Genomic DNA, 24,660 nt, shown 5'->3' with positions numbered 1-24,660 from the left:
ATGAGTGCCCCAGCCACACTGCCGCCTTACAGCGAGCTTCATTGCCTGACGAACTACACGTTCCTGCGCGGCGCGTCGCATCCGGAAGAACTCGTGGCCCGCGCCGCCGAGCTGGGTTACGGCGCCATCGCCATCACGGACGAATGCTCGATGGCGGGCGTGGTGCGCGCCCACGTCGAAGCCAAAAAGCAGAGGCTGCCGCTCCTGATCGGCGCCAGCTTTACCTTGCGCGATGCCGCTGGCGACGCTGCGGTATCGCTGGTCGCGCTGGCTCAGACACGCCGCGGCTACGGCAATCTGTGCGAGCTCATTACGCTGGGCCGGCGCCGGGCGCCCAAAGGCGAGTACCGGCTTTCGCCGGAGGACATCGATAATCCCGTCGATCCGGCTCTTGCCCATCTGCGCGGGCTGCCGGAGTGCGTCGTCTTGCTGGTGCCTGAGTACGGCGCGCCGTTCGAGCGCCTGCTTGCCCAGGCGGAATGGGCTGCCGCCACGTTTCCCGGGCGTTGCTGGATGTCGCTTGCGCTGTTGCATCGCGCGCAGGATGATCGGCACAAGGCCTCCGTGACTGCGGCGGCTCGCTATGCAGGTATCCGTGTCGTGGCCACGGGCCAGGTCGAAATGCATCTGAGGTCGCGCAAGCCCATGCACGATACGCTCACGGCGATTCGCCTGGGCAAGTCCATACCGGAATGCGGATTCGAGCGGGCGGCCAATGCCGAGCATCATCTGCGCTCGCGCCTGCGCCTGGCAAACCTCTATTCGCGCGAAGCGCTGGAAGAAACGCTGGAGGTGGCGACGCAATGTCCATTCAGCCTGGATGAACTGAAGTACGAGTATCCGGACGAAATTTGTCCTGAAGGGCTGACGCCCTCGGCCTATCTGCGCCAGGAAGCCTATATCGGCGCTCATCGGCGTTTTCCCAAAGGCATTCCGCCCGGCGTGAGGAAGCAGATCGAGCACGAGCTCGACCTGATCGGCGCGCTGGAATACGAGCCGTATTTCTTGACGGTCTACGATATCGTCAAGTTTGCGCGCAGCCGCGGGATACTTTGCCAGGGACGCGGATCGGCGGCGAACAGCGCCGTGTGCTACTGCCTGGGCATTACGGAAGTGGATCCGGTCCGAAGCAGCGGCCTGTTCGAGCGCTTCGTCAGCAAAGAACGCAATGAGCCGCCGGATATCGATGTCGATTTCGAACACCAGCGGCGTGAAGAAGTCATCCAGTATGTCTACGAGAAATACGGACGGGACCGGGCGGCGCTGACGGCCGTCGTCATTACTTATCGCGTGAAAAGCACGCTGCGCGATACCGGCAAGGCGCTGGGCATCGACCCCATGATCATCGATGCCGTAGCCAAGTCCTACCATTACTGGGACGGCAGGAGCAATCTTGCCGCCCGCCTGGCCGAATGCGGGCTTGCCCCGGACTCGCCCGTCGCGCGGCAGTGGATCAGCCTGGCGGAACGGCTCATGGGTTTTCCCCGGCATATGTCGCAGCATCCAGGCGGTTTCGTCATATCCAAAGGGCCGCTGTGCCGCCTGGTGCCGATCGAGAATACCGCGATGCCCGACCGCAGCGTCGTTCAATGGGACAAGGACGATATAGACGCCCTGGGCTTGCTGAAGGTGGATATCCTGGCGTTGGGAATGCTGAGTGTTATCCGGCGCGCCTTGGAAAGCGTGTCGCAACGGCGGGGCGAGCCATTCGCGCTGCAGGACATTCCGGCCGAAGACAGCGATACGTATGACATGATCTGCGAGGCGGACACGATAGGCGCCTTTCAGATCGAGTCGCGCGCGCAGATGGCCATGTTGCCGCGCATGAGGCCGCGGGAATTCTATGATCTGGTCATCGAGGTGGCCATCGTCCGGCCCGGCCCCATACAGGGCGGCATGGTCCATCCATATCTGCGGCGCCGCCAGGGCCTGGAGAAGGTGACTTATCCCAGCGACGATGTCCGCAAGGCCCTGGAGCGCACGCTGGGCATACCCATCTTCCAGGAGCAGGTGATGCAGGTGGCCATGCTGGCCGCCGGCTTTACGGCGGGCGAAGCCGACGAACTGCGACGGTCGATGGCGGCTTGGCGGCGCAAAGGAGGGCTGGGCAGGTTTTACGACAAGATCATCGACGGCATGACCAGCCGGGGCTATCAGCGAGAGTTCGCCGAGCAGATCTTCAGGCAGATCCAGGGCTTCGGCGAATATGGTTTTCCCGAAAGCCATTCGGCCAGCTTCGCGCTTCTGGCATATGCCAGCTGCTGGCTCAAGCGCCATGAGCCCGAAGCCTATCTCATGGCGCTGCTCAACAGCCAGCCGATGGGTTTCTACTCGCCCTCCGTGCTGGTCCAGGACGCCCGGCGCCATGGCGTCGTGGTGCTCGCGGCCGACGTGACCGTCAGCGCCTGGGGAGCGCGGCTGGAGCCGACGGGCGCGGCTCGTCCGGCAGTGCGCCTGGGGCTGAACCAAGTGAAAGGCGTGCATCAGGAAAGCGCGCTGCGCATCGAAGCGGCCCGCGCGCTGAAGCCGTTCGAGTCCGTCGCGGATATGGCCAGGCGCGCCGGCCTGCAGCGGCATGATTTGATCAGTCTTGCCGCAGGCGACGCTTTGCGCGCGCTTGCCGGCCATCGCAGGGCGGCGCTATGGGAATCCGTGGTCAGCGCTCCCGAGCGCGGCCTGCTCAGGGAAGCGCGGATCGACGAGCCGTGCACTCCGGAATTGCCGCTGCTCAGCGAAGGGCAGGCATTGGTGGCGGACTATCGCTCGCTTGGCCTGACCCTTGCGCGCCATCCGCTCTCGCTCTTGCGTGAAAGACTCACTGCGATGCGCTTTTCGTCTTCCGCTTTCCTGCGGGAGCAGCCCGACCGGCGGCTCGTCCGGGCGTGCGGCATCGTTACCGGACGCCAGCGTCCAGGAACGTCAAAAGGCGTGGTTTTCGTGACGCTGGAAGATGAGGCGGGCCAGGTCAATCTCGTTGTCCGGCCCCGGATCGTCGAGAGCCAGCGGCGCGAACTGCTGACGGCAAGGCTGCTGGGCGCCTATGGCACGTGGCAATCTCGTGGCGGGGTGCAGCATCTCATCGTGGGAAGGCTGGTCGATCTGACTCCGATGCTGGGCGCGCTGGAAACGACGAGCCGCGACTTCCATTGACCACGCACCCAAGCGCAAGCCTTGCCGTTCAGAAGCCGGTGCGCGCCAGCGTGAATACGCCCTGGATGAAGAACACGGTGCCGATCATCAGGATGATGGCGCGCGTCCAGCGCCGGAATTGCGTGTCGCTCATGCGTTCGAGCACGAAGCGGCTCATCGTGGTGCCTCCCGCGGCGGCGGCAATGGAGACCACGATGATGATGGTGTCCAGCTCCAGTTCGGCCATGCCTGCCAGAGTGCCGAAGTACACCAGCTTGGCTGCGTGCGCCAGCGATTGGCAGATGGCCTTGGTGGCGACGACTTCGCGGCGATCCATCATGCTGCGCACGAAGAACAGGTCGAGCAGGGGACCGGATACGCCGGCGATGAACTGGACGGAGCCGTTGAGCAGGCCGCAGATCTCCGCGCCGTAGCGCTTGTCCGCCTGGGGCGCGATGTTGGGGGGCAGCGCCAGGGAGATGAACGGCAGCAGGCCCAGCACCATCAGGACGAGCGGGCGGCTGGGAATGAAGCGTATGAAGCCGAACAGCAGCGCGGCAACAGTAAGGCCGGCGATGTAGCGCAGGCAGATGCGCCAGCGGATGTGCTTGTAGAGCAGCATGGCGCGCCAGCCGTTGGCGCTGATTTGCGTAATGGCGTGAAGCACCATGGCCGTGGGGACGCTCATGGTGGCGACCAGAACGCCCATCAGGATCATGCCGCCGGCCATGCCGAAGATGCCGGAAAGAAAGGATGTCGCTATGACGAGCGGCACCAGCCACAGGAAAAGGCTCATGGGTCAGTCTGCGGGCGCACGCGGGCGCGCCGTGAATCGATGGTGTCCGGGAGGGCCGGCTCGGCAGTCTTGACGCCGGTTGCCCGAGCGCATCGGATACGCACATTGCATGCGCCGACGAAATGCGCAGGAGCCGGTCTGCGGGCTGTTGTTACGGGAAAAAAGCGAGTCTAGCAGGAGACGGCTTCTCCCGCCAGTCGCGCTCGAGGCGCTTCAGGACGGCGATCGGGAGGATGCGTGCTGGAGAAAGGAGCCGGCCTTTCTGGGGAAGGCTGTCTCCATTTCTGATATTTGTGTGGATTTTTTGCTTATCGGCGGCTTTTTGGTATTAATATTTGCCATTTCTTGTATAAGCTGTGGCCGGCTTGCATGTTTTTCGCCACGCCATGGCGTCAGGCATGCGCGCCGCAAGATGGAGGCTTCCTGTTCTGTCCGCTGCTTTGGGCGGGCAGTATTGTTTGCAATACATGTCAGATATCGCCAAGGTTGGTTTATCTCCCGCAACGGAACAGCACAAGCTGGATTTCGTCGCACGCGTGTACTACATGCGTATCATGGGGACGGCATTGTGCGTCCTGCCGATCTGGTCGGTCCTGCAGGAAAGGGGAGCGATTTCGCTATGGCTATGGATGCCGATATTGCTCAATGGCCTGTTGTGGCCGCACGTGGCCGTCGCGCTATCCCGCCGTGCGCAGGATCCCGCCAAGCAGGAATTCCGCAATCTGACCCTGGACTCGTTTCTGGGCGGCATCTGGATCGCCGTCATGGCCGTCGGGCTGGTGCCGGCGGTCGTCTTCATGACCATTCTTGCGATGGACAAGATCGCGGCGGGTGGATGGCGTTTGTTTGCCAGGGCCCAGTTGGCGCTGGGAGCCGGTTTCATCCTGGCATGGTACTGGCTGGACTTTCCTTTTGTGCCGGAAGTATCGCCGAGAACGATGCTGGCGTGTGCTCCCCTGTTGTTTTTCTATAGTATCGGCCTGAGCTATCTGATGTACCGGCTTGGGCAAAGGGTGGTCCAGCAGAACAGGGAGCTGAAGCACTTGAGCCTGATGGATCCCGGACTGGGCGTGCCGAACCGGCGGTTCTTCGAGATCGGCGCGGAGCAGGTGCTGGAGCGGGTGAGGCAGGGCAGGCAGACAGCTTCGCTGCTGCTGGCGGATGTCGATAGATTCAAGGAAATCAATGACAGCCATGGGCATGGCATCGGTGATGTCGTGCTGAAGCAATTGGCTGCGATACTGCGGGACGAGATACGCGACACCGATCTTTCGGCGCGCTATGGCGGGGACGAGTTCGCCGTGCTGCTGGTCGGCGCCGACTTCGATCGGGCAATGGGCATTGCAAGACGCATACGCGAGCGTGTCGAGGAAATGGCCGTGGAGGGCGTCGCGGATTTGATCTGCAGCGTCAGTATCGGTGTGTCGCAGGCCAAGCACACGCACGAATCGTTGCAGGCATGGGTGGCCGATGCCGACTCGGCCATGTATCGGGCCAAGTTCGGCGGCCGCAACCGGGTGATCGGCAACTGAGCCGTGAGCGGCGAAGCGTATCGGAAAGAAGGGAAGCCGAACGTTGCGGACACGGACAACAAAAAGCCCTCATGACGAGGGCTGTTGTCTAGCGGTGGTGCCCAGGAGAGGACTCGAACCTCCACACCCGAAGGCACATGGACCTGAACCATGCGCGTCTACCAATTCCGCCACCTGGGCATGCAAACCAACTTCGAACTGCGATACTGCGGGAACAAAAAACCCTCATGACGAGGGTTGTTGTCTAGCGGTGGTGCCCAGGAGAGGACTCGAACCTCCACACCCGAAGGCACATGGACCTGAACCATGCGCGTCTACCAATTCCGCCACCTGGGCAACAAGAAGTATGCTAACGTTTGTCAGCCGGTTAACAGTGCTGTCATATAGCGGCATCACACTGTCGACCTAAAGCGAATCAACCCTTGTTTGAAACCAGCCTATAAACCACAATACTGGAACCAAACCGCGTTGCTATGCTCTAAACTTCGAAGAACAGAATTATAGCTGAAATTTTTTAGAATTGGAAATAACCTTTGATCAAACGATCTAAAAATAACGAAATTAGCGAAGACACCCCAATTTCCTTTGCCGAGAACACTGCCGGCACACCAGAACTGCCACCAGACTTTGATCCCGATGTGCCCAGCAGGGAAGCCATTCTTGGCTATCTGCGCGGCCAGAAGAAGGCCGTCAAGCAGCCTGCCATGGCAAAGGCGCTGGGTGCCGGCATCCCCCTGTCCATCGGCTTCGAGCGCAGGCTGCAGGCCATGCAGCGCGACGGGCAGATCATCCTGGGTCCGAACGACCGCGTGGCGCTGAACGGAAAAATCGAGTTTATCGCCGGAAAAGTGTTGGGCCACCGAGACGGTTTCGGCTTTCTCCAGCGCGACGACAAGGGGCCGGACCTCTTCCTGTCGCCAAGGGAAATGCTGAAGGTGCTGCACGGCGACCGCGTGCTGGCCAGATACGACGGCGAATATCGCGGCAAGCCCGAAGCGGTGATCGTTGAGGTCATCGAGCGGCGTACCAACCGCCTGGTGGGACGCTTTCTCAAGGAGCGCGGCGCTTTCATCGTTGCGCCGGAAGATACGCGCATCAAGCACGACATCCTGATCCAGCCGTCGGACACTGGCGGCGCCGAGCAGGGGCAGGTCGTGACCGTCGAGATCGTCCAGCAGCCTACGCGCCACTCCCAGCCTCTGGGCCGTGTCGTCGAGATCCTGGGAGAAATCGACGACCCCGGCATGGAGATCGAAATTGCCGTGCGCAAATTCGATGTGCCGATGGCGTTTTCGGACAAGGCATTGCGCCAGGCCGAGCGTACGCCGGACGTGGTCCAGCCCGATGAGCTGAAGGGCCGGGTGGATCTGCGCGACGTACCGTTCGTGACCATTGACGGCGAGGACGCGCGCGATTTCGACGATGCCGTGTATTGCGCGCCGGTCAACGTGGGTACGGAGAAGCGCAAGCGCTCCGGCTGGCGGCTGCTGGTGGCGATCGCCGACGTCAGCCATTACGTGCGCCCCGGCGATGCGCTGGATGCCGATGCGCAAGTGCGCGGCACCAGCGTTTATTTTCCGCGCCGAGTGATACCCATGCTGCCGGAGTCGTTGTCCAACGGCATCTGCTCGCTGAACCCGGACGTCGACCGCCTGGTGATGGTGTGCGACATGGTGGTTGCCGCAAGCGGCGCCAAGGCCGGCACGGTAATGGCCTACCAGTTCTACAACGCGGTCATCCGCTCGCATGCGCGCACCACCTATACCGATGTGTGGACTTCGCTGCAGCAGCCGAACGGCCCCGTGGCGCAATCCATGGGCGACATCGCGGGTTACCTGCGCAATCTCTACGAGCTGTTCCAGCTGTTCGCCCAGGCGCGCGCGAAGCGCGGCGCCATCGATTTCGATACCATCGAAACACGCATCGTCTGCAATCCGCTGGGGCGCATCGAGCGCATTGAGCCTTATGCCCGCAATGATGCGCACCGCCTCATCGAGGAATGCATGCTGGCGGCCAACACCTGCGCGGCGGATTTCATGGTGCGCAACAAGCGCACAGGCCTGCATCGCGTGCACGAGGGGCCCACGCCGGAAAAACTCAAGACCTTCCGCGAGTTCCTGCGCGGGCTCGGGCTGTCGCTGGAGGGCGGGGACGACCCGACCACGGCCGACTACGCCAAGTTGATACAGCAGGCGCGCAACCGCCCCGATTTCGAAGTGGTGCAGACCATGTGCCTGCGTTCGCTGCAGCAGGCGATCTACAGCCCCGAGGAATCCGGGCATTTTGGACTGGCGTACGAGCATTACGCGCATTTCACTTCACCGATCCGGCGCTATCCCGACCTGCTGACGCATCGCGTCATCAAGAGCATCCTGGCGGGCGGCAAGCGCTATGTGCCGCAGCTGGACGGCGAAGGGCTGCCGGATGCAGCCACCGCGGCGGAGCGCGAGCATGCGGTCTGGGAAAAGCTGGGCCTGCTGCTGTCCGCCAGCGAGCGCCGCGCCGAAGAGGCGTCGCGCGACGTCGAGGCATGGCTGAAATGCTGGTTCGTCAAGGAGCATGTCGGCGAGGTGTTCAGCGGCCGGGTCACCGGCGTTGCCCCGTTCGGGCTGTTCATTACGCTCGATTCACTGTATGTCGAAGGCATGCTGCATGTCTCGGAGCTCGGCTCGGATTACTTCCAGTACAACGAGTCGACCCATGAACTGCGCGGCGAGCGCACCGGCATGCGCTACCGCCTGACGGACGCGCTGCATGTGCAGGTGTCCAGGGTCGATCTGGAGGCCAGGCGCATCGAGTTCAGGCTGGTCAAGGGAACCGACTTCAAGACGCTGTCGGCCCAGATGCAGGAGCCAGGCGGCAAGACACCGAGGGTGAAGAAGGCGGCTACGGCCAAGCCCCAGGAACTCAAGGGGACGACGGCGCGCGAGCGCAGGGCCGCCGCCAAGCGCTCCGCCAGGCAGGAAGCCAGGCCGGCCAAAAAGGCTGCAAGCAGAAAGTCCGTGCGCGGCCGCCGCGGATAGCGTATCGTACGGCGCTTTGCAGGATATGAAGAAAGGATAGCAAGACCATGTCGTCTGATCAGTTGTTGGCCGGCTTCCATGCAGTCACGGCGCGCTTGCGCCATGCGCCTGCATCCATCCGCCTGGTCTATGTGGATGAATCGCGCCGCGACAGGCGCATGGGAACGTTCGTCGAGCAGGCCAGGAACGCCGGCGTCGCCGTGCACACCGTGCCGGCCTCGCGGCTGGACGGCATGGCGCGGGGGCTGCGGCACCAGGGCGTGCTGGCCATGGCGCAGCCTCAGGCGCTGGCGGTGGACGTCGATGAACTGCTGGACGACGTCCTGGAGGCAGGCGGCGTGCCTTTGCTGCTGGTGCTCGATGGCGTGACGGATCCGCATAATCTTGGCGCATGCCTGCGCACGGCCGATGCCGCCGGCGTGCATGCGGTGATCGCCCCGCGCGATCGCTCGGTGGGATTGAGCAGCGTGGCGCAGCGCGTGGCCTGCGGCGCAGCGGAGACGGTTCCCTACCTGATGGTGACGAATCTCGCGCGCACCTTGCGCAGCCTGAAGGAACGCGATATCTGGGTGGTCGGCACCGATGACCAGGCGGAGCGGACGCTGCATGCCGTCGACGCCCGCAGACCCATGGCATGGGTCATGGGCGCCGAGGGGGAGGGCATGCGACGCCTGACGCGCGAAACCTGCGACGAGCTCGTCACCATCCCCATGCTGGGAGCGGTGGAGAGCCTGAACGTCAGCGTGGCGAGCGCGGTCTGTCTCTATGAAACGGTGCGGCAGCGCAGTTGAACGGAGCCGGGCTTTCGCGCTCCCGGATGCGAGGGCCGATATGCCGCGCGGGGCATAAGCGGGCGGGGATGCGTGGATTTTGGTGATAAGGGCTGCGCAGCGCGCTGTGAACGCAGTAACATGCGGAGGTTATCTCCAGATCCTATGCCTCCCATTACGCAATCATGAGCAACTACGGCTTTACCACGACCATTCTCCATTCCGACCGGCGCTTCGGGGCAGAGCACGGCGCCATCCACAAACCGTTGCACACATCTTCGCAATACGCGTTCGACGATTCCAGGGAGCTGGCAGCGGTCTTCCAGGGGAAAGCCGGCTTCAGCTACGCCCGCCAGGGCACGCCGACGACCGCCGCGCTGGAGCAGAAGATCACGCAGATGGAGCGTGGCATCGGAACGGTCTCCTTCGCCACCGGCATGGCGGCGCTGGCGGCGGTCTTCATGACCTTGCTGCGCAAGGGCGACCATCTCATTTCCAGTAAATACATTTTCGGCAACACGAACAGCCTGTTCGGGACGCTGACGGCGCTTGGCGTGGACATTACGCTGGTAGACCCTACGGACATGGAGGCGGTCAAGACCGCATGGCGGCCCGAGACGCGCATGGTGTTCACCGAATCCATCGCCAATCCCGGCACCCAGGTGGCGGACTTGAAGGGCATGGGCGAATGGTGTCTCGAGAAAGGCCTGGTATACGTGCTGGACAATACCCTGGCGACGCCCTACCTGAGGCCGGGGATCGACTTCCATGCCTCGCTGGTCATGAATTCGCTGTCCAAGTACATCGGCGGGCATGCCAATGCGCTGGGAGGCGCCATCACCAATACCGGCCTGTACGACTGGTCGGCCTACGAGGCGATCGCCGAGCCCTACCGCAAGGGAGATCCGCGTACGTGGGCGCTGACCCAGATCAAGAAGAAGGGGCTGCGCGACATGGGCGGCACCTTATCCTCCGATGCGGCGCACCGTATTTCGGCGGGCGCGGAAACCCTGGCGCTGCGCATGGAAAAGGCCTGTGCCAATGCGCTTGCGCTTGCGAAGTACCTGGAAAGCCATCCCAAGGTCGCCAGCGTCAGCTATCCCGGCCTGGCCTCGCATCCCCAGCATGCGATGGCGAAGGCGTATTTCCAGGGCCGCTTCGGCGCGCTGATGGGTATCGAGCTGGACCCTTCCGTCGATGTCTTCGCCTTCCTCAATTCCCTGAAGGTGCTGATCCTGGCCACCCACCTGGGAGATACGCGCACGCTTGTGCTGCCGGTCGCGCATACCATCTATTACGAAATGGGGCCCGAAACGCGAGCGCTGATGGGAATTGCCGACAATCTCCTGCGCGTGTCGATAGGCATCGAGGACGAGGCGGACCTGATCGGGGATTTCGCGCAAGCCCTGGACGCAAACTAGCGAGAGAAGATGCAATCGGGGAAATAAATGCATACAAACGGCCCGCAGAATGTCATTCATAGCAAAAAAGTCAATGGTTATGCGGCTTCTGAGGGTTTTTTGGCTTGACAGCCGTTTTATTCGAAGGCCTAATACGCACTGACAAATCTGTCGCGATTTTTTTGCGTTGCTTTTCTCTGCAAGGTTTACGATAGACAATATCAGGCATGCGGAGGGGGTGGCGCTTCATGCGTTGCACGTTGTTGTCCGATAACCGGATCCTGTATTTTCCGACCCGGTAAAAACAAACTTCAGGGGTAATTCTTAAATGAACAAAACAGAACTCATCGAACACATTTCGACCAAAGCCGATCTGTCCAAGGCTGACGCAGGCCGTGCGCTGGAAGCGTTCATCGGCGCCGTCAAGCAAACGCTGAAGAAGAAGGGTACGGTTACCCTGGTTGGGTTTGGCACGTTTGGGGTTTCTGAGCGCGCCGCACGCACCGGCCGCAACCCCCGCACCGGCGAAGCCATCAAGATCAAGAAGGCTCGCGTGCCCAAGTTCCGTCCCGGCAAGGCCCTGAAGGACGCCGTCAACTGATAATCGCCTTGCGGCATCTTCAGTTGCATGCGTAGAAACGGCAAGCTATAATCCCGTTTCTCTGCAAGGGACGATAGTGGCACCACCCAAGGGTGCTTAGCTCAGCTGGTAGAGCGGCGCCCTTACAAGGCGTAGGTCGGGGGTTCGAACCCCTCAGCACCCACCAAATCCTTGCAGATGAATCAGGCACTTAGAGAAATCTAAGTGCCTTTTTTATTATCCTTGCAGCGTATTGCTCAATTTATATTGCGAATTGTTCGCATTTGATTTACTATAATCGACTTTGAATCATACAGAGATTCGCCGTCCCGATGGATCGCGGTCTTGAGTCACGTTGCACAGCCCATGACGCACCCGCATGCAGACACCAAAGACCGTCCGGTATTGTTGCGCCTGACCGCGATAACCATTGCAACAGGCCTGCATCTGGGGGTATTTGGCATGATGCTGCATGCGTCCAAGGTCGAGCCTTCGATCGAAATGCCGGAGACCATCGAAGTGCGTTTCGTCGAGCTTGGACCGGAGCCTGTCGACGCCGCTCCCAATGAAACGCCCAGCGAAGAAATGGTGCAGCCCATCGTCGAGCCGGAACCCGAGCCCGAGCCGGAACCGGAGATCGAGCCTGAGCCAGAGCCCGAGCCTGAAATCGAGCCAGAACCGGAACCCGAGCCTGAGCCGGAACCAGAGCCTGAAATCGAACCGGAACCGGAGCCAGAGGCGATCATCATTCCCAAGCCCGAACCGAAGCCTGAGCCAAAACCTGAACCCAAGCCCGAGCCCAAGCCTGTACCGAAACCCAAGCCCAAGCCGAAACCTGTGCCGAAGCCCGCGCCCAAGCCGGTGCCCGATGTCGAGCAGAAGGCGGATGCGCCTCCGTTCGTACCGTCCGGCCAGGGAGCCGAAGTGGCGGCGCCCAAGGGGCCGACAGGCCCGGTGGATCCCGACAGGCCGCGTGTCGTGGGCCGTGTCGATTATCTGGGCAAGCGGCCCGCGCCGGAGTATCCTCGTGCGTCGGAACGCATGCGGGAACAAGGCCGGGTGGTGTTGCGCGTGGTGATTTCTCCGGAAGGCAGGGTAACGGACGTCAAGGTGCAGTCGTCGTCCGGCTACCAGCGCCTGGACAACTCCGCCATCAAGGCGGTGCGGCAGGCGCGCTTCAAGCCGTATACGGAAAATGGCATAGCCTATCCCGCCATGGCGGATATTCCTTTTGACTTTGTTTTATAGGACCGACGATGTTCGATTCAATTCGTAATGCAATGCAGGTTCTGGCGCAGGTGGGCCAGTCGGCCGCCGATGCGGCAACCGGCGGGAGCGGGCAGGCGCCCGATGCATCCGGTCCGGTTGCGGGCGGTCAGATTGAAGGCGCAGGCGCCAATGCCGCGGCCGGCGCATCCGATGCGCTGAACGGCGCGGCCGCTGCTGTCGGCGATACCGGGGCCGCGGCGCTGCAGGCGGGGGCGGACGCCGCCGCGCAATTGACCGGAGCCGCGAATACGCCGTTGCCGGAAGTCGCCAGCAATACCGGCATGCTCTATTTCGTCCAGCAAAGCGACTGGGTAGGGCAGAGCCTGTTCGTCATCCTGCTGCTGATGTCGCTGGCCAGCTGGTACCTCATCATCGTGAAGTGCGTCAGCAACATTATCACGCACCGCCGCTCGGACCGCTTCCTGGACAAGTTCTGGGGCGCAAGCTCCCTGGAGCAGGTAGAGAACGAGATCGCCACCCACGGAGCCAACGAGCCTTTCGCGCACGTGGCCAGCCATGCCATCCATGCCCGCAATCATCACGCCAAGTACGGCGCGCTGAAGCTGGAGGAGAAAGGTTCCACCAGCGCATTCGTCACGCGCACCATCCGCAAGGTCATCGACGAGGAAACCGCCAAGCTGGAGAACGGCCTGACGGTTCTGGCATCGGTCGGTTCCACCGCGCCTTTCGTCGGCCTGTTCGGCACGGTGTGGGGCGTCTACCATGCGCTGATCGGCATCGGCCTCTCCGACGGCGTCACCGTCAATCGCATTGCGGGCCCGGTGGGCGAGGCGCTCATCATGACGGGCCTTGGCCTGGCCGTGGCCATTCCCGCGGTGCTGGCCTATAACGCGTTCGTGCGCAGCAACCGCGTGTATCTGGCGCGCCTGGATGCGTTCGCGCATGATCTTTTCACATTCCTGTCCACGGGCCAGCAACAGTCCAACGGCTACGGCAGCAAGCGCAAGCGCCCGGCAGCCGCCCCCACCAGCACGGGTGAATAACCATGGCATTCGGCAGCTTCGACCAGAAGTCCTCCTCGCATACCGTGTCCGAGATCAACATGGTGCCGCTCATCGATGTGATGCTGGTGCTGCTGGTGATCTTCATCATCACGGCGCCCTTGCTCAGTCACTCCATCAATATCAACCTGCCGCAGGTTTCGGCCCAGCCGGTGGAAACGGAGCCTAAGGTCATCGACCTTGCGGTCGACGAGCACGGGCAACTGTTCTGGAATGAAGAGGCCATCAGCGAGGATGACCTGACGGCGCGGTTCGCCGTGGAGTCCAAGCAGGATCCGCAGCCCGATCTGCGTATCCGGGCCGATCTGAACACCCGCTATGAGGTGCTGGCGCAAGTCATGAGCAGTGCGAGAAAGGGCGGCATGAAGCGCATCGGCTTTGTGACGCGGCCCAATCCTGATGCGGCGAATGCCTCTCCTCCCGGAGCCGAGGCGAACAGCCAGGCGCAGCAGCCGGCCGCGCCAGCCGCCGCCCAGTAGCGGCGTACTTTGCGGATTGCATTTCCAGGTTCAGGCGGCGTCATGCCGCCTGACGTCTTTTTTGTTTAGAATCACGGCATGCGAATCCTAGTTATCGAAGACGATGCCACGCTTGGCCATGCCCTGCGGGAGTTTCTTTCCGAACAGGGCTATGCCGTCGACTGGCTGCAGGACGGTGTCCAGGCTCTGGGCGCGCTGACCGGGCAGCATTACGATCTCCTTCTCCTCGATCTCAACCTGCCCGGCATGGACGGGCTGGAGATCCTGCGCTCCCTGCGTGCGTCGGGAGAATCGGTCCCTGTGCTGATCCTGACGGCGCGCGACGACATCAGCGACCGCGTCGCGGGGCTGGATGCTGGGGCTGACGACTATGTGGTCAAGCCGTTCGAGCTGCAGGAACTGGCAGCGCGAGTGCGCGTGTTCCGGCGCCGCAGTGCGGGGCAGTCCGCCCCCCTGATGGAGATCGGCCCGATCTCGTTCGACACCTCAAATCGCGAAGTGCGCGTGCATGGCAAGCGCCTGCAGCTTTCGGTGCGCGAGCTGTCGGTGCTGGAAATGCTGATGGGACGAGCCGGCCGGGTCGTGACCAAGCGGCAGATCGTGGCGTCGCTCTCGGCATGGGACGCCGATTTCAGCGAGAACGCGGTGGAGGTCTATGTGTACCGACTGCGCAAGCGCCTGGAGTCCACGGGCGTGGGCATACAGACGGTGCGCGGTTTCGGATACCTGCTAGATGTCGACGCGCCGCAAGACAGTTGACGCATTCGGCGGGCTGATGCCGAAAGGGTCGCTCGCGCGCCGCCTGGTGCTGCGTTTGTTGCCGGCGGCGCTTCTGCTGCTGGCTGCCGATTTGGCCGTCACCTGGCTGATCGCCAGGAACAAGACCTGGCACTGGGAACTGGAAGACATTTTCTGGGTGATGACGGCCGGGCAGGTTGTGCTGGTAGTGCTGTTCGCCATGGTATTGGTATCCGGCGTGCGCTCTGGCCTGTCCGGCGTCAACCGCCTGTCCCGGGATATCCGGGAGCGTTCGGTGGATGATCTTCATCCTCTGGATGCATCAGGAATGCCCACCGAACTCGTGCCGCTGGTGACGCATTTCAATGACCTGCTGGTCAGGCTGGATGACGCCATGCAGTCACAGCGCCGCTTTATCGGCCACGCCGCGCATCAGTTGCGTACGCCGCTGAGCGGCCTGAAGCTGGAATCCGAGCTGATGCTGGCCCGGGAGCTGCCGCAGGATGTCCGGGAGCGGGCGGAGCGCATCAAGACCGTCACGGACCGCATGATACGCCTGGGGCAGCAATTGCTGGTGCTGGCCCGGGTGGACGATTCTTCGCGCCCCAAGGACAGCTTCGTGCGCACGGATCTTTCCGAATGGGTGTGCGATAGCGGCGCGCAATGGATCCCGGCCGCGCGGGCGAAACACATCGACGTGCAATTGACGGTTCCCGAGGCGCCGGTCTGGGTGGACATGGATCCGCTGCTGATGGAGGAGCTGCTGGGAAATCTGATGGACAATGCGTTGCGCTATGGCGAAGGGGCAAGCACGATACGCCTGCATGTCGGGGCCAACCCGCCGACGCTGCTGGTCGAGGACGACGGTCCGGGAGTTGCACAGGAGGATGCGCGGCGCGTGTTCGATGCCTTCTATCGTTCGGCAAAGGCCAATGCGCAGGGCTCGGGGCTGGGGCTGGCCATTGTGCGCGAGATCGCCAGGGCGCACGGCGCCTGGTGGGGTTTGGCCAGCCGCCCGGAATTCCCGGGCACGCGCATCAGCATCGTTTTCCCGGGGCCCAGGATAGGCGCGAAGCTGACGCGCTGATGGACGGCCGCGGCCTCATTCCATCTCCAGATCAAACGTGCACTTTGTCGGCTTCGCTTGCCTTACGCTTGTAATGTCTGCGCTTCGCCTTCGTGTTCACGCTTGATCTGGAAATGGAATCAGCGGCCGGGAGTGACAGGTAGGGATTCGGCCGGCGCCGGCGCTGGCTGCACCTGTTGCACGCCCGGAGCCACTTGGGTCGCCGGCGCGGGGATTTCGATAACTGTTTCCCGGATCATGCCGCCGCCTTCCACGCTGCCGTGGACTTTGGGCTGCTGCTCGGACATGAGCTTCAGGCAGTCTTCGCGCTGCTGTGCCGGCAGGCGGTCGCAGCGCGTGGTGCGATTGAGTCGGTAGGAGCCGTCATCTTTGTTGCGCGCGCCCCTGAGCGCTTCCTGGCGCACGGCCGCGGCATCTTTGAGGCAGGCGCTGCGGCTGGGCTCCTGCAGCGTGGCGCAATATTGCCGCTCCTGCGCGTATTGCGCATCGATGTCCGCGGTTTGCGCTGCCGCATTGGCCGTCAGGAAAATGCCGGCGAAGCAGTAGCCGATGAGTCTTGCAGGATTGCGCATGCTATGACCTCCTTGCGGTTGAATCACGTACGGATTCAGCTCTTGCCCATGTCTTCGCTAGGTGTGGCGTTTTCGATTGCCTTGCGGGCATCGCGCCGCAGGGCCGCCTTCATGAGCAGGACCGCCGTGACCGGCGACGTGATGATCAGGAACAGAGTGATGATCAATGAGTATACGACTGGACGCTGCTCGAGAAAAGACGACAGCAGGATGGAGCAGAACAGCACGCAGGTGACGCCCAATGTATTTCCCAGCGTGGGAGCATGCATTCGCGGGTAGAAATTGCTGAAGCGCAGCAGGCCGAAAGAGCCCAGCAGCGCGAAGATGCCGCTGGAGACCAGAAGGATGGCGGCGGGGATGGATATCCACAGTGGCAGTTCGAGTTCGTTCATCGTTCGATCACCTCGCCGCGCAGCAGGAACTTGGCCATGGCCGCCGAGCCGACGAAACCGAACATGGCCATCAGCAGCGCGATATCGAAATACAGCGGGAAGTCGTAGCGCAGCCCCAGCACCAGCAGGATGAGGATGCCGTTGATATACATGGCGTCCAGCGCCAGCACCCGGTCGGGAGAGGTGGGGCCCATGTACAGCCGCATGGCCGCGAACAGCAGCCCGAGTACATAGCAGCTGAGCGCGAAGATGACGGCCCAGGCAAGGATCTGGTTCATTCGAAAATCTCCTTCAGCGGGCGTTCATAGCGTTCCTGGATCATGGTGCGCCAGGCTTCCTCGTCTTTCAGGTCGAGCACGTGCAGGGTAAGTGTATTGTCCGTTTCGGAGTAGTCGGACCACACGGTTCCGGGCGTGAACGTGATGATGCACGCCAGACCGGCCAGCCCGTGAGGGTCGCGCATGGTCAGCGGAATGCACAGAAACCCGGGCGTGATGTTGGCTTTGTCCTTGCCCAGCCATATAAGGCGGGTTACGGCCAGGTTTGAACGGATGATGTCGGTCACGACATGGATGAACAGCCGCACGATGGTCAGCGGGTGCTTCATGGCGGATTTCAGCGGGCGCAGCGGATGGGCCGCCCAACTGAAGAATGCCGCCAGCAGGACTCCCAGCACGATGTGTCCGGCCGACAGGCTGTCGTTCAGGAACAGCCACAGTAGCAGCAGGATGGCCGGGGTGGCCATGATGCGAATGAATGCTCTCATGTTCCTCTCCCGTGAATCGCCGCATCGGTCGCGATAGGCGTCTGCTGAAGGACAGCATTGACGTACAGCGACGTGTCGCCCAGATATTTTGCCGTCGTTTCGAAGTATTGCATGACCGGGCCGGCCCAGAACGTCAGGGCGGCGCATGTCAGCAGCAGCATGGCTACCGGAACCGCTTCGTTCAGGCGCAGTTTGGGTACGACGGTTTCATCCACGTTCCAGAACAGACGGATCCCGGTGCGGCACAGCGCGATGATGCCGGCAAGGCCCGAGACCAGCACCGCGCCGATGAATATCCAGGCATTGAGCGTGGCGGCCGGAGAACTGGCCGCCTGCAGCGCCGCCGACAGCATGGTGAACTTCGCCACGAAGCCCGACAGGGGCGGCAGGCCGATGATCAGCAGGGCGCAGGCGAAGAATGACAATCCCAGGAAGGTCATGACGGCGGGCATGGGAACGCCGACCACGTCGTCCGAGCGGTCCGGCGATTCAGGGTCGTCGAGATCGAAGGCTTCCATACTGATGGCCAGCAGGTCGGCGCCGAATGTCTGCGTGCGTTCGACCATTTCCAGCAGCATGAACATGGCGCCCATGGTCAGGATGGATATGCTCATGTAGAACAGTCCCGGACCAGTCAGGACAGTGCCGGGCATGCCGAACGCCGCCAGCAGCGTGCCGGACGACATGATGACGGCATAGCCCGACAGCCGCTCCGCCTGCTGGGTGGCCAGCATGCCGATGCCGCCGAAGACCAGCGTGGCGATGCCGACGGGGAACATCCATTCGCCCCCGAAGGCGGCCGGCGCCACATTGGGATCGAGCAGGGAGCCGATGCGCAGCAGGGAATAGATGCCGACCTTGGTCATGATGGCGAACACCCCGGCGACGGGGGCGGCGGCATTGCCATAGGCGGCGGGCAGCCAGAAATTCAGCGGCCACGCGGCGGCCTTCACCAGGAAGGCGACGCCCAGGATAGCCGCTCCGGCCTCGAACAGGCTGCGCTCGGCGCCGTCCAGCAGTCCGGCCTTGACCGACAGGTCCGCCATGTTCAGGGTGCCGGTCACGCCGTAGATCAGGGCGATGGCGATCAGCAGCAAGAAGGAGGCTACCAGATTGACGGCGATGTAATGCAGGCTGGCGCTGACGCGCGCCGCGCCCGAACCGTGCAGGATCAGGCCATACGAAGCGGCAAGCAGCACTTCAAAGAAGACGAACAGGTTGAACAGGTCTCCGGTCAGGAAGGCGCCGTTCAGACCCATCAGCAGGAACTGGAACAGAGGGTCGAAATGCACGCCCGCGCGCTCCCAGCGCGCCGTTGCATAGACCCAGCAGGCGAAGCCCAGCAGGGAAGTCAGCAGCAGCATGGCTGTCGACAGCCGGTCGGCCACGACCACGATGCCGAACGGCGCGGACCAGTTGCCCAGCAGATAGACGCCAACATTGCCGGCCCAGCCGCTTTCGATCTGGCCGGTGCTCATGAGCAGCAGCATGACGGCGCAGACGATCTGTGCCAGCAGGGAAGCCAGGCTGATGACGCCCTTGATGTTGCGCTGCGAGTCGCGCTGCAGCAGCATCAGCGCGCCGGCGAACAGCGGAATGGCGACGGGCAGGATGGGGAGGTGATGCAACAGTCCTGTCATGCTTCGGGCTCCCTGCCGTCAACGTGGTCGGTATCGGTGAGTCCGCGCGATGCCAGCAGCACGACGAGGAAGAGCGCTGTGGTGGCGAAGCCGATGACGATGGCTGTCAGCACCAGCGCCTGGGGCAGCGGGTCGGTATAGAGCGCGGGATCCGAGCCCACGGTAGTGTCGATGACGGGAGCGCCGCCGAGCTTGATGCGCCCCATTGAGAAGATGAAGAGGTTGACGGCGTATGACAGCAGCGACAGGCCCATGATGATCTGGAACGTGCGCGGCCGCAGGATCAGCCAGATGCCGGAACCGGCCAGGGTGCCGATGGCGAGCGAAAGAATCAGTTCCATCAGGCGGCCTCCCCTGTGTCGGGCGCCGGGGCGGGCATGGGCTTGCGTTGAAAGCGCAGCGACTGGTGAGCCAGGGCGACGAGCACCAGGACAGTGGCGCCGATGACCAGCATATAGACTCCAAGATCGAACAGCAGGACGCTGGAGAGGTGGATGGGGCCGATGACGGGCAGCACGGGATCCCAGGTCAGCGAGGCGAGGAAGGGGCGGCCGGCCCACCAGACCATGATGGCCGCGATGCCCGCCGCAAGCAGTCCGGAGGCGATCCAGTACTGAGGATGGATGCGCGGGCGCGCCTCGACCCATATGACGCCGCCCACCATGTATTGCAGGATGACGGCGGTTGCGAAAATCAGGCCGCCCACGAAGCCGCCACCCGGCAGGTTATGGCCGCGCAGCAGGAAATAGACGGAAACCAGGGCGGCGATCGGCAGCAGCACGCGCACCAGCACGGCTGGGATCAGCATGACGCCGGTCGGCAGGAGCGCGCCAGGGTCGGGTTCGGAGGGCTTGTCCTGTTCCAGCGGATGCGCGCCGGGGGCGATGCGGGCCAGCGGCTGTATCAGGCTTTCGAGAGGAGGCCTGAAGCGGCGCAGCAGCGCGTAGACGGTCAGGGCGACGATACCGAGCACCGTGATCTCGCCCAGTGTGTCGAAGGCGCGGAAATCGACAAGGATTACGTTCACCACGTTGGAGCCTCCTCCCAGCGGGATGGATTGCTCCACGAAGAACGAAGCGATGCCTTCGCCCTGCGGGCGCGTCAGCACGGCGTAGGAAATGGCCGACAGGCCCGCGCCGCCCGCCAGGGCGAGGATGAAGTCGCGCAGCCTGCGCAAGTGCGTTCCGGCGAGATCGGCGTCGGTCTGGCGGGTCAGCACGCGGCGCGGCAGCCAGCGCAGGCCGAGCAGGATCAGTACGACGGTCACCACTTCGACCGCGAGCTGCGTCAGGGCGAGGTCGGGAGCCGACAGCCAGGCGAACGTGAGGCAGGTGGCAAGCCCGGCGCCGCCGGACAGCAGCAATGCCGCGGGGCGGTGGTATTTGGCCTGTTGCGCGGCGCCGATGGCGCAAAGGCCGCCGGCGAGCCACAGGGCGACGAAAGCGGGGCTCATGGACGTCGATTGCGTGGGGTGCAGCCACTCGGGGCTCAGCAGCGGAAGCGCGGCGACCACCAGGGTGGCAGCTACGACGCAGAACATCTGTGTTTGCAGGCGGCCGGATTGCAGGATGTTCAGGACGGACGCCGAAGCGATGTCCAGCCATTCGAGCAGAGCGTCGAAGGTGCGGCGCCCGTCGAAGCGGTAGATGATGGGCGTTGTTCCGGGGCGCCTGCGCATGTGGCCGCGCAGCAGATACAGCAGGACGACGCCGCCCAGCATGGCCGCGAAGCTCATGATCAGCGGCAGGTTGAAGCCGTGCCAGACAGCCAGGCTGTAGCTGGGCGTGTCGTCTCCCAGGATGGAAACCAGCGCCAGGTGCAGGAATGGGCCGATGGTCGCCGCGGGGAAAATGCCCACGACCAGGCAGGTGAGGACCAGCACGGCGCTGGGAACGAGCATCCAGCGAGGCGGCTCGTGGGGCGCGCGGGGCAGGTCGGTGGCTTCGGGGCCGAAGAATACCTGGGCGATGAAACGGATCGAGTAGGCCACGCTCAGCGCGCCCGCCAGCACGGCGGCCATGGGCAGGAACCACTGAGACGAGCTGTTGGTGATCGCTTCGGCGAAGAACATTTCCTTTGAAATGAATCCGTTCAGCAACGGCACGCCCGCCATGGCCGCCGCAGCGACGATGGCCAGCGTGGCCGTGATCGGCATGCTGCGGAACAGCCCCGACAGGCGGGACATGTCGCGGGTGCCGGTTTCGTGGTCCACGATGCCGGCCGCCATGAACAGCGAGGCCTTGAAGGTGGCGTGGTTCATGATGTGGAACAGCGCGGCTACCAGCGCCAGTTCGCTGTTCATGCCCAGCAGCAGGGTGATAAGGCCCAGGTGGCTGATGGTGGAGTAGGCCAGCACGCCCTTCATGTCCTGCTGGAAGGTGGCGGCGTAGGCGCCCAGCACCAGCGAGCACAGGCCGGCGCCGCCGATGATCCATCCCCATTGCTCGGTGCCCGCCAGAACGGGCCAGAAGCGGGCCAGCAGGAAGACGCCGGCCTTGACCATGGTGGCCGAGTGCAGATAGGCGGAAACCGGCGTCGGCGCCGCCATGGCGTTGGGCAGCCAGATATGGAAAGGGAATTGCGCGCTCTTGGTCAGCGCTCCCAGCGCCATCAGGCCGAGGATGGCGTTGTACCAGGGATGGGCGCGCACGATGTCTCCGGCCGCCAGGACGACATCGAGGTCATAGCTGCCGACGACCTTGCCCAGCATCAGTACGCTGGCCAGCAGGCAGAATCCGCCCGTGCCAGTGATGATGAGCGACATGCGCGCGCCGCGGCGTGCGTCGAGGCGGTGATGCCAGTAGGCGATCAGCATGAAGGACGACAGGCTGGTCATTTCCCAGAAGATGACCAACTGGATGAGATTCCCTGACAGCACCACGCCCAGCATGGCGCCCATGAAGAGCAGGAAGAAAGAGAAGAAGCGCGGGACAGGGTCCTTGGGCGACATATAGTAGCGCGCGTACAGTACGATCAGGCTGCCCATGGCGGCGATGATCATGGCGAACAGCCATGCGAATCCGTCCATGCGCAGGGTGAAATCGATGCCCATGGCCGGAATCCAGGTCAGGCTCAGCCGGATGACCTCTCCGTTCAGGATGGCGGGCAACTGCAATGCGGCCAGGATGACGCAACCGAGGGCCACGGCCCCAGCCAGCCATGCTTCGAGATTGCGTGCGCCGGGGGAAAGCAACGCGGCGATCACGCTGCCGACAAAGGGCAAAAGAAGCAGGAGAAGTAAGGACATCGATTCTTTCTGTGAGTGTTTTGACTGGGTGTTTGGCTTTGAATGGAAAGAACGCCTCTACGTGTACGCGCAGCGGCTGGAAAGCATCGCATACGGCATCGGAGGCATGCCGTCCGGCAGTATGGATGGTTTGCGAAATGACTTAAATAATACGATATCTTTCGCTGATTTTCGGGACGGTTGAGGGATGATTCGTGTTTTTTTGCTTCAAAAAATGGATGTTGCAGTGCGATTTTCCATGAAATGGACAAACGGTAATGATCGGAAACGGGAAATAGAACGGGAATTTGCGCATTATCTTGCGTGATATGGGAATTTGCCGCATTCTTGCCTTATCTGGAGGAAAGCGACGAGACGATATGACGTACTGTGCAGGTGTGCTCTCCTGTTATTGATGTAGGTCAACGATTGCCTGAGTAAACCGGTCGATAATTCAGGGAATTCCAGGATCCACATCGCATGAATATTATTTCCTCCGACATCCAGATTTCTGAAGCGCTGGTGCGCCGCTACGACAAGTCTGGCCCGAGATACACCTCGTACCCGACGGCTGATCGCTTTCTCGATGGATTTGATGAAGTGGAATACATCCACTACCTGCAGCAACGTGCATCCGATCCCGGCAGCCCGCCGTTGTCCATCTATATCCACTTGCCGTTCTGCCAGTCGCTTTGCTATTTCTGCGCCTGTAACAAGATTATCACCCAGGACCACAGCCGCTCGGCGGAGTACATCCGCTACCTGAGGCGCGAGGTAGAGCTGCTGGCGCCGCATCTGGGAGAGAAGCGCACCGTATCCCAACTGCATCTCGGCGGAGGCTCGCCCACATTCTTGAACGCGGCGGAGCTCGACGAGCTCATGCGCCTGCTGCATGAGTATTTCGATTTTTCGGACGATGCCGAGTTCGGCATCGAAATCGACCCGCGCACGGTGGACGGCCCCATCATGCACAGGCTGGCCGGGTTGGGATTCAACCGCACCAGTTTCGGCGTGCAGGATTTCGATCCCCAGGTGCAACTGGCGGTCAATCGCATCCAGCCGGTCAAGATGGTGGAAACCACGCTGCAGGCCAGCCGGGATGCGGGCTTTCGTTCCATCAACATGGATCTCATCTACGGCCTGCCCAAGCAGACCCTGGCTTCGTTCGATGTTACCCTGGATCATGTCGTACGGCTGTCTCCCGACCGCATTGCACTGTACAACTACGCGCACCTGCCTTCGCGCTTCAAGGCCCAGCGCCTGATCTCCGCCGCCGACCTGCCGTCGGCCGAGGAGCGGCTGCAGATTTTCCTGCATGCCATGCAGCGCCTGCTCGACGCGGGCTATATCTATATCGGCCTGGATCACTTCGCCCGGCCCGACGACGAGCTGAACCGCGCCAGGCTGGACTACAGCCTGCACCGCAATTTCCAGGGCTACACCACGCGGGCGGAATGCGACCTGGTTGGTCTGGGCGTCTCGGCCATCGGCAAGGTAGGGCGCTCGTACAGTCAGTCCACACGCAGCCTGAAGTCCTACTATGCCCATCTGGACGCGGGCCGGCTGCCCATCGAGAAGGGGTTTGGCCTTTCCAGCGACGACGTGCTGCGGGCCGATGTCATCATGACCGTGATGTGCAGCAACCCCATCGATTTCGACAGTTTCAACCGGCGCTACGATATTGATTTCAAGACATATTTCTCGAAGGAGCTATCCGAGCTGGAGCCTTTCCGGGAAGGGGGGCTGCTGGAGGCCGACGACCAGGGGATCCGAGTCCTGCCGACGGGCAGGCTGTTCGTCCGGGCCATGGGCATGGTGTTCGACCGCTATATCGGCCAGCCGACGGGCTCGACCTATTCGCGGCTGATCTGACGGATGGCGGGAGGGCGCGTCGGAAGACGCAGCAAGTAGGTGGTGACGCCGATGCCGGGTATGAGCAAGAGCAGCCATACCCAGGGGAGGGGCACCATCCAGGCGGAATAGGCAAGCGAAGTCCACAGGAACAGCAGGGCGCAGACCTTGCCCCGCAGCGGAATGCCCTCGCCGTTGCGGAACGCCTGGATATAGGGCCCCAGCACGCGATGCTCCATCAGGCGGCGGTGCAGGCGTTCCGACCCGCGCACGTAGCAGGCCGATGCCAGCAGCAGGAATGGCGTGGTTGGCAGCAGCGGCAATACGATTCCCAGTATGCCTAGCGCCAGCGACACGGTTCCGACGGAGATGTAGAAAATTTTCATGA

The 24,660-nt window shown here is 62.6% G+C and carries 21 protein-coding genes and 3 tRNA genes; 13 read left to right on the top strand and 11 right to left on the bottom strand.

Annotated elements, in window-relative coordinates; translation table 11 throughout:
• Entirely contained in the window at nucleotides 1–3,150 is a 3,150-nt protein-coding gene (locus tag EV686_RS15505; protein ID WP_132477854.1) for an error-prone DNA polymerase, read from the top strand.
• 28 nt (nucleotides 3,151–3,178) lie between these two features.
• Here EV686_RS15505 and EV686_RS15500 read toward each other — a convergent pair whose 3' ends face one another.
• Nucleotides 3,179–3,925, bottom strand: coding sequence for a sulfite exporter TauE/SafE family protein (locus tag EV686_RS15500; protein WP_132477853.1), 747 nt, complete (start codon nucleotides 3,923–3,925; stop codon nucleotides 3,179–3,181).
• A gap of 467 nt (nucleotides 3,926–4,392) precedes the next feature.
• On the opposite strand from EV686_RS15500, the gene EV686_RS15495 reads away from it, so the two are divergent.
• The gene (locus EV686_RS15495) at nucleotides 4,393–5,457 is read left to right on the top strand and encodes a sensor domain-containing diguanylate cyclase (RefSeq protein WP_165972642.1); all 1,065 of its coding nucleotides are present in this window, start codon (nucleotides 4,393–4,395) and stop codon (nucleotides 5,455–5,457) included.
• A gap of 95 nt (nucleotides 5,458–5,552) precedes the next feature.
• On the opposite strand, the gene EV686_RS15490 is transcribed toward EV686_RS15495, so the two are convergent.
• A tRNA-Leu gene (locus EV686_RS15490) sits at nucleotides 5,553–5,637 on the bottom strand.
• A 71-nt stretch (nucleotides 5,638–5,708) separates the two neighbouring features.
• A tRNA-Leu gene (locus EV686_RS15485) sits at nucleotides 5,709–5,793 on the bottom strand.
• 197 nt (nucleotides 5,794–5,990) lie between these two features.
• Here EV686_RS15485 and rnr point away from each other — a divergent pair.
• The 10 genes from rnr (at nucleotide 5,991) to EV686_RS15435 (ending at nucleotide 15,825) form a co-directional block, all read left to right on the top strand.
• Nucleotides 5,991–8,480: a ribonuclease R gene (gene rnr, locus EV686_RS15480; protein WP_132477851.1), complete on the top strand. Its 2,490-nt coding sequence runs from the start codon at nucleotides 5,991–5,993 to the stop codon at nucleotides 8,478–8,480.
• A 47-nt stretch (nucleotides 8,481–8,527) separates the two neighbouring features.
• Entirely contained in the window at nucleotides 8,528–9,271 is a 744-nt protein-coding gene (gene rlmB, locus EV686_RS15475) for a 23S rRNA (guanosine(2251)-2'-O)-methyltransferase RlmB (protein WP_132477850.1), read from the top strand.
• A 164-nt stretch (nucleotides 9,272–9,435) separates the two neighbouring features.
• The gene (locus tag EV686_RS15470; protein ID WP_132477849.1) at nucleotides 9,436–10,671 is read left to right on the top strand and encodes a cystathionine gamma-synthase family protein; all 1,236 of its coding nucleotides are present in this window, start codon (nucleotides 9,436–9,438) and stop codon (nucleotides 10,669–10,671) included.
• Nucleotides 10,672–10,978: 307 nt separating this feature from the next.
• Nucleotides 10,979–11,251, top strand: coding sequence for an HU family DNA-binding protein (locus tag EV686_RS15465; protein WP_132477848.1), 273 nt, complete (start codon nucleotides 10,979–10,981; stop codon nucleotides 11,249–11,251).
• Nucleotides 11,252–11,341: 90 nt separating this feature from the next.
• A tRNA-Val gene (locus EV686_RS15460) sits at nucleotides 11,342–11,417 on the top strand.
• Between the two features lie 179 nt (nucleotides 11,418–11,596).
• Nucleotides 11,597–12,478 carry an energy transducer TonB gene (locus tag EV686_RS15455; RefSeq protein ID WP_132477880.1) on the top strand — a complete coding sequence of 294 codons (882 nt, stop codon included), beginning with the start codon at nucleotides 11,597–11,599 and terminating at the stop codon, nucleotides 12,476–12,478.
• Between the two features lie 20 nt (nucleotides 12,479–12,498).
• Complete coding sequence (locus EV686_RS15450; protein WP_424451478.1) at nucleotides 12,499–13,503, top strand: MotA/TolQ/ExbB proton channel family protein; 1,005 nt, start codon at nucleotides 12,499–12,501, stop codon at nucleotides 13,501–13,503.
• Between the two features lie 2 nt (nucleotides 13,504–13,505).
• Nucleotides 13,506–14,000 carry an ExbD/TolR family protein gene (locus EV686_RS15445; protein WP_132477847.1) on the top strand — a complete coding sequence of 165 codons (495 nt, stop codon included), beginning with the start codon at nucleotides 13,506–13,508 and terminating at the stop codon, nucleotides 13,998–14,000.
• A 78-nt stretch (nucleotides 14,001–14,078) separates the two neighbouring features.
• On the top strand, nucleotides 14,079–14,759 hold the full coding sequence (locus EV686_RS15440) for a response regulator transcription factor (RefSeq protein ID WP_132477846.1): 681 nt from the start codon (nucleotides 14,079–14,081) through the stop codon (nucleotides 14,757–14,759).
• Nucleotides 14,734–15,825: a sensor histidine kinase gene (locus EV686_RS15435; RefSeq protein WP_243650912.1), complete on the top strand. Its 1,092-nt coding sequence runs from the start codon at nucleotides 14,734–14,736 to the stop codon at nucleotides 15,823–15,825. Before EV686_RS15440 ends, EV686_RS15435 begins: the two co-directional genes overlap by 26 nt.
• Nucleotides 15,826–15,944: 119 nt before the next feature.
• Here EV686_RS15435 and EV686_RS15430 read toward each other — a convergent pair whose 3' ends face one another.
• Genes EV686_RS15430 through EV686_RS15400 form a run of 7 tightly spaced genes read right to left on the bottom strand, consistent with a single transcriptional unit; the run spans nucleotide 15,945 to nucleotide 22,442 of the window.
• Nucleotides 15,945–16,397, bottom strand: a complete 453-nt coding sequence (locus EV686_RS15430) for a hypothetical protein (protein WP_132477845.1) — start codon at nucleotides 16,395–16,397, stop codon at nucleotides 15,945–15,947.
• Nucleotides 16,398–16,432: 35 nt separating this feature from the next.
• Nucleotides 16,433–16,789, bottom strand: coding sequence for a monovalent cation/H(+) antiporter subunit G (gene mnhG / locus EV686_RS15425; protein WP_132477844.1), 357 nt, complete (start codon nucleotides 16,787–16,789; stop codon nucleotides 16,433–16,435).
• A complete protein-coding gene (locus tag EV686_RS15420; protein WP_132477843.1) occupies nucleotides 16,786–17,067 on the bottom strand; it encodes a K+/H+ antiporter subunit F in 282 nt (93 codons plus the stop codon). The genes mnhG and EV686_RS15420 overlap by 4 nt, the downstream gene beginning before the upstream one ends.
• Nucleotides 17,064–17,555: a Na+/H+ antiporter subunit E gene (locus EV686_RS15415; protein WP_132477842.1), complete on the bottom strand. Its 492-nt coding sequence runs from the start codon at nucleotides 17,553–17,555 to the stop codon at nucleotides 17,064–17,066. The genes EV686_RS15420 and EV686_RS15415 overlap by 4 nt, the downstream gene beginning before the upstream one ends.
• Entirely contained in the window at nucleotides 17,552–19,195 is a 1,644-nt protein-coding gene (locus EV686_RS15410; protein WP_132477841.1) for a monovalent cation/H+ antiporter subunit D, read from the bottom strand. The genes EV686_RS15415 and EV686_RS15410 overlap by 4 nt, the downstream gene beginning before the upstream one ends.
• Nucleotides 19,192–19,536 (bottom strand): Na+/H+ antiporter subunit C, encoded by a 345-nt coding sequence (locus tag EV686_RS15405; RefSeq protein WP_132477840.1) that lies wholly within the window; start codon nucleotides 19,534–19,536, stop codon nucleotides 19,192–19,194. The genes EV686_RS15410 and EV686_RS15405 overlap by 4 nt, the downstream gene beginning before the upstream one ends.
• A complete protein-coding gene (locus tag EV686_RS15400; RefSeq protein WP_132477839.1) occupies nucleotides 19,536–22,442 on the bottom strand; it encodes a monovalent cation/H+ antiporter subunit A in 2,907 nt (968 codons plus the stop codon). The genes EV686_RS15405 and EV686_RS15400 overlap by 1 nt, the downstream gene beginning before the upstream one ends.
• Nucleotides 22,443–22,901: 459 nt before the next feature.
• Here EV686_RS15400 and hemN point away from each other — a divergent pair, with 459 nt between their 5' ends.
• Nucleotides 22,902–24,293 carry an oxygen-independent coproporphyrinogen III oxidase gene (gene hemN, locus EV686_RS15395; protein WP_132477838.1) on the top strand — a complete coding sequence of 464 codons (1,392 nt, stop codon included), beginning with the start codon at nucleotides 22,902–22,904 and terminating at the stop codon, nucleotides 24,291–24,293.
• Here the strand turns inward: hemN and EV686_RS15390 are convergent.
• Entirely contained in the window at nucleotides 24,275–24,658 is a 384-nt protein-coding gene (locus EV686_RS15390) for a YbaN family protein (RefSeq protein ID WP_132477837.1), read from the bottom strand. The two genes, hemN and EV686_RS15390, sit on opposite strands and share 19 nt — an antisense overlap.
• Nucleotides 24,659–24,660 lie beyond the last annotated feature (2 nt).

Source organism: Paracandidimonas soli (genome assembly GCF_004342005.1).
In the GTDB taxonomy this organism is placed as follows: Bacteria; Pseudomonadota; Gammaproteobacteria; order Burkholderiales; family Burkholderiaceae_B; genus Paracandidimonas; species Paracandidimonas soli.
This window is presented reverse-complemented; position numbering and strand designations above follow the sequence as displayed.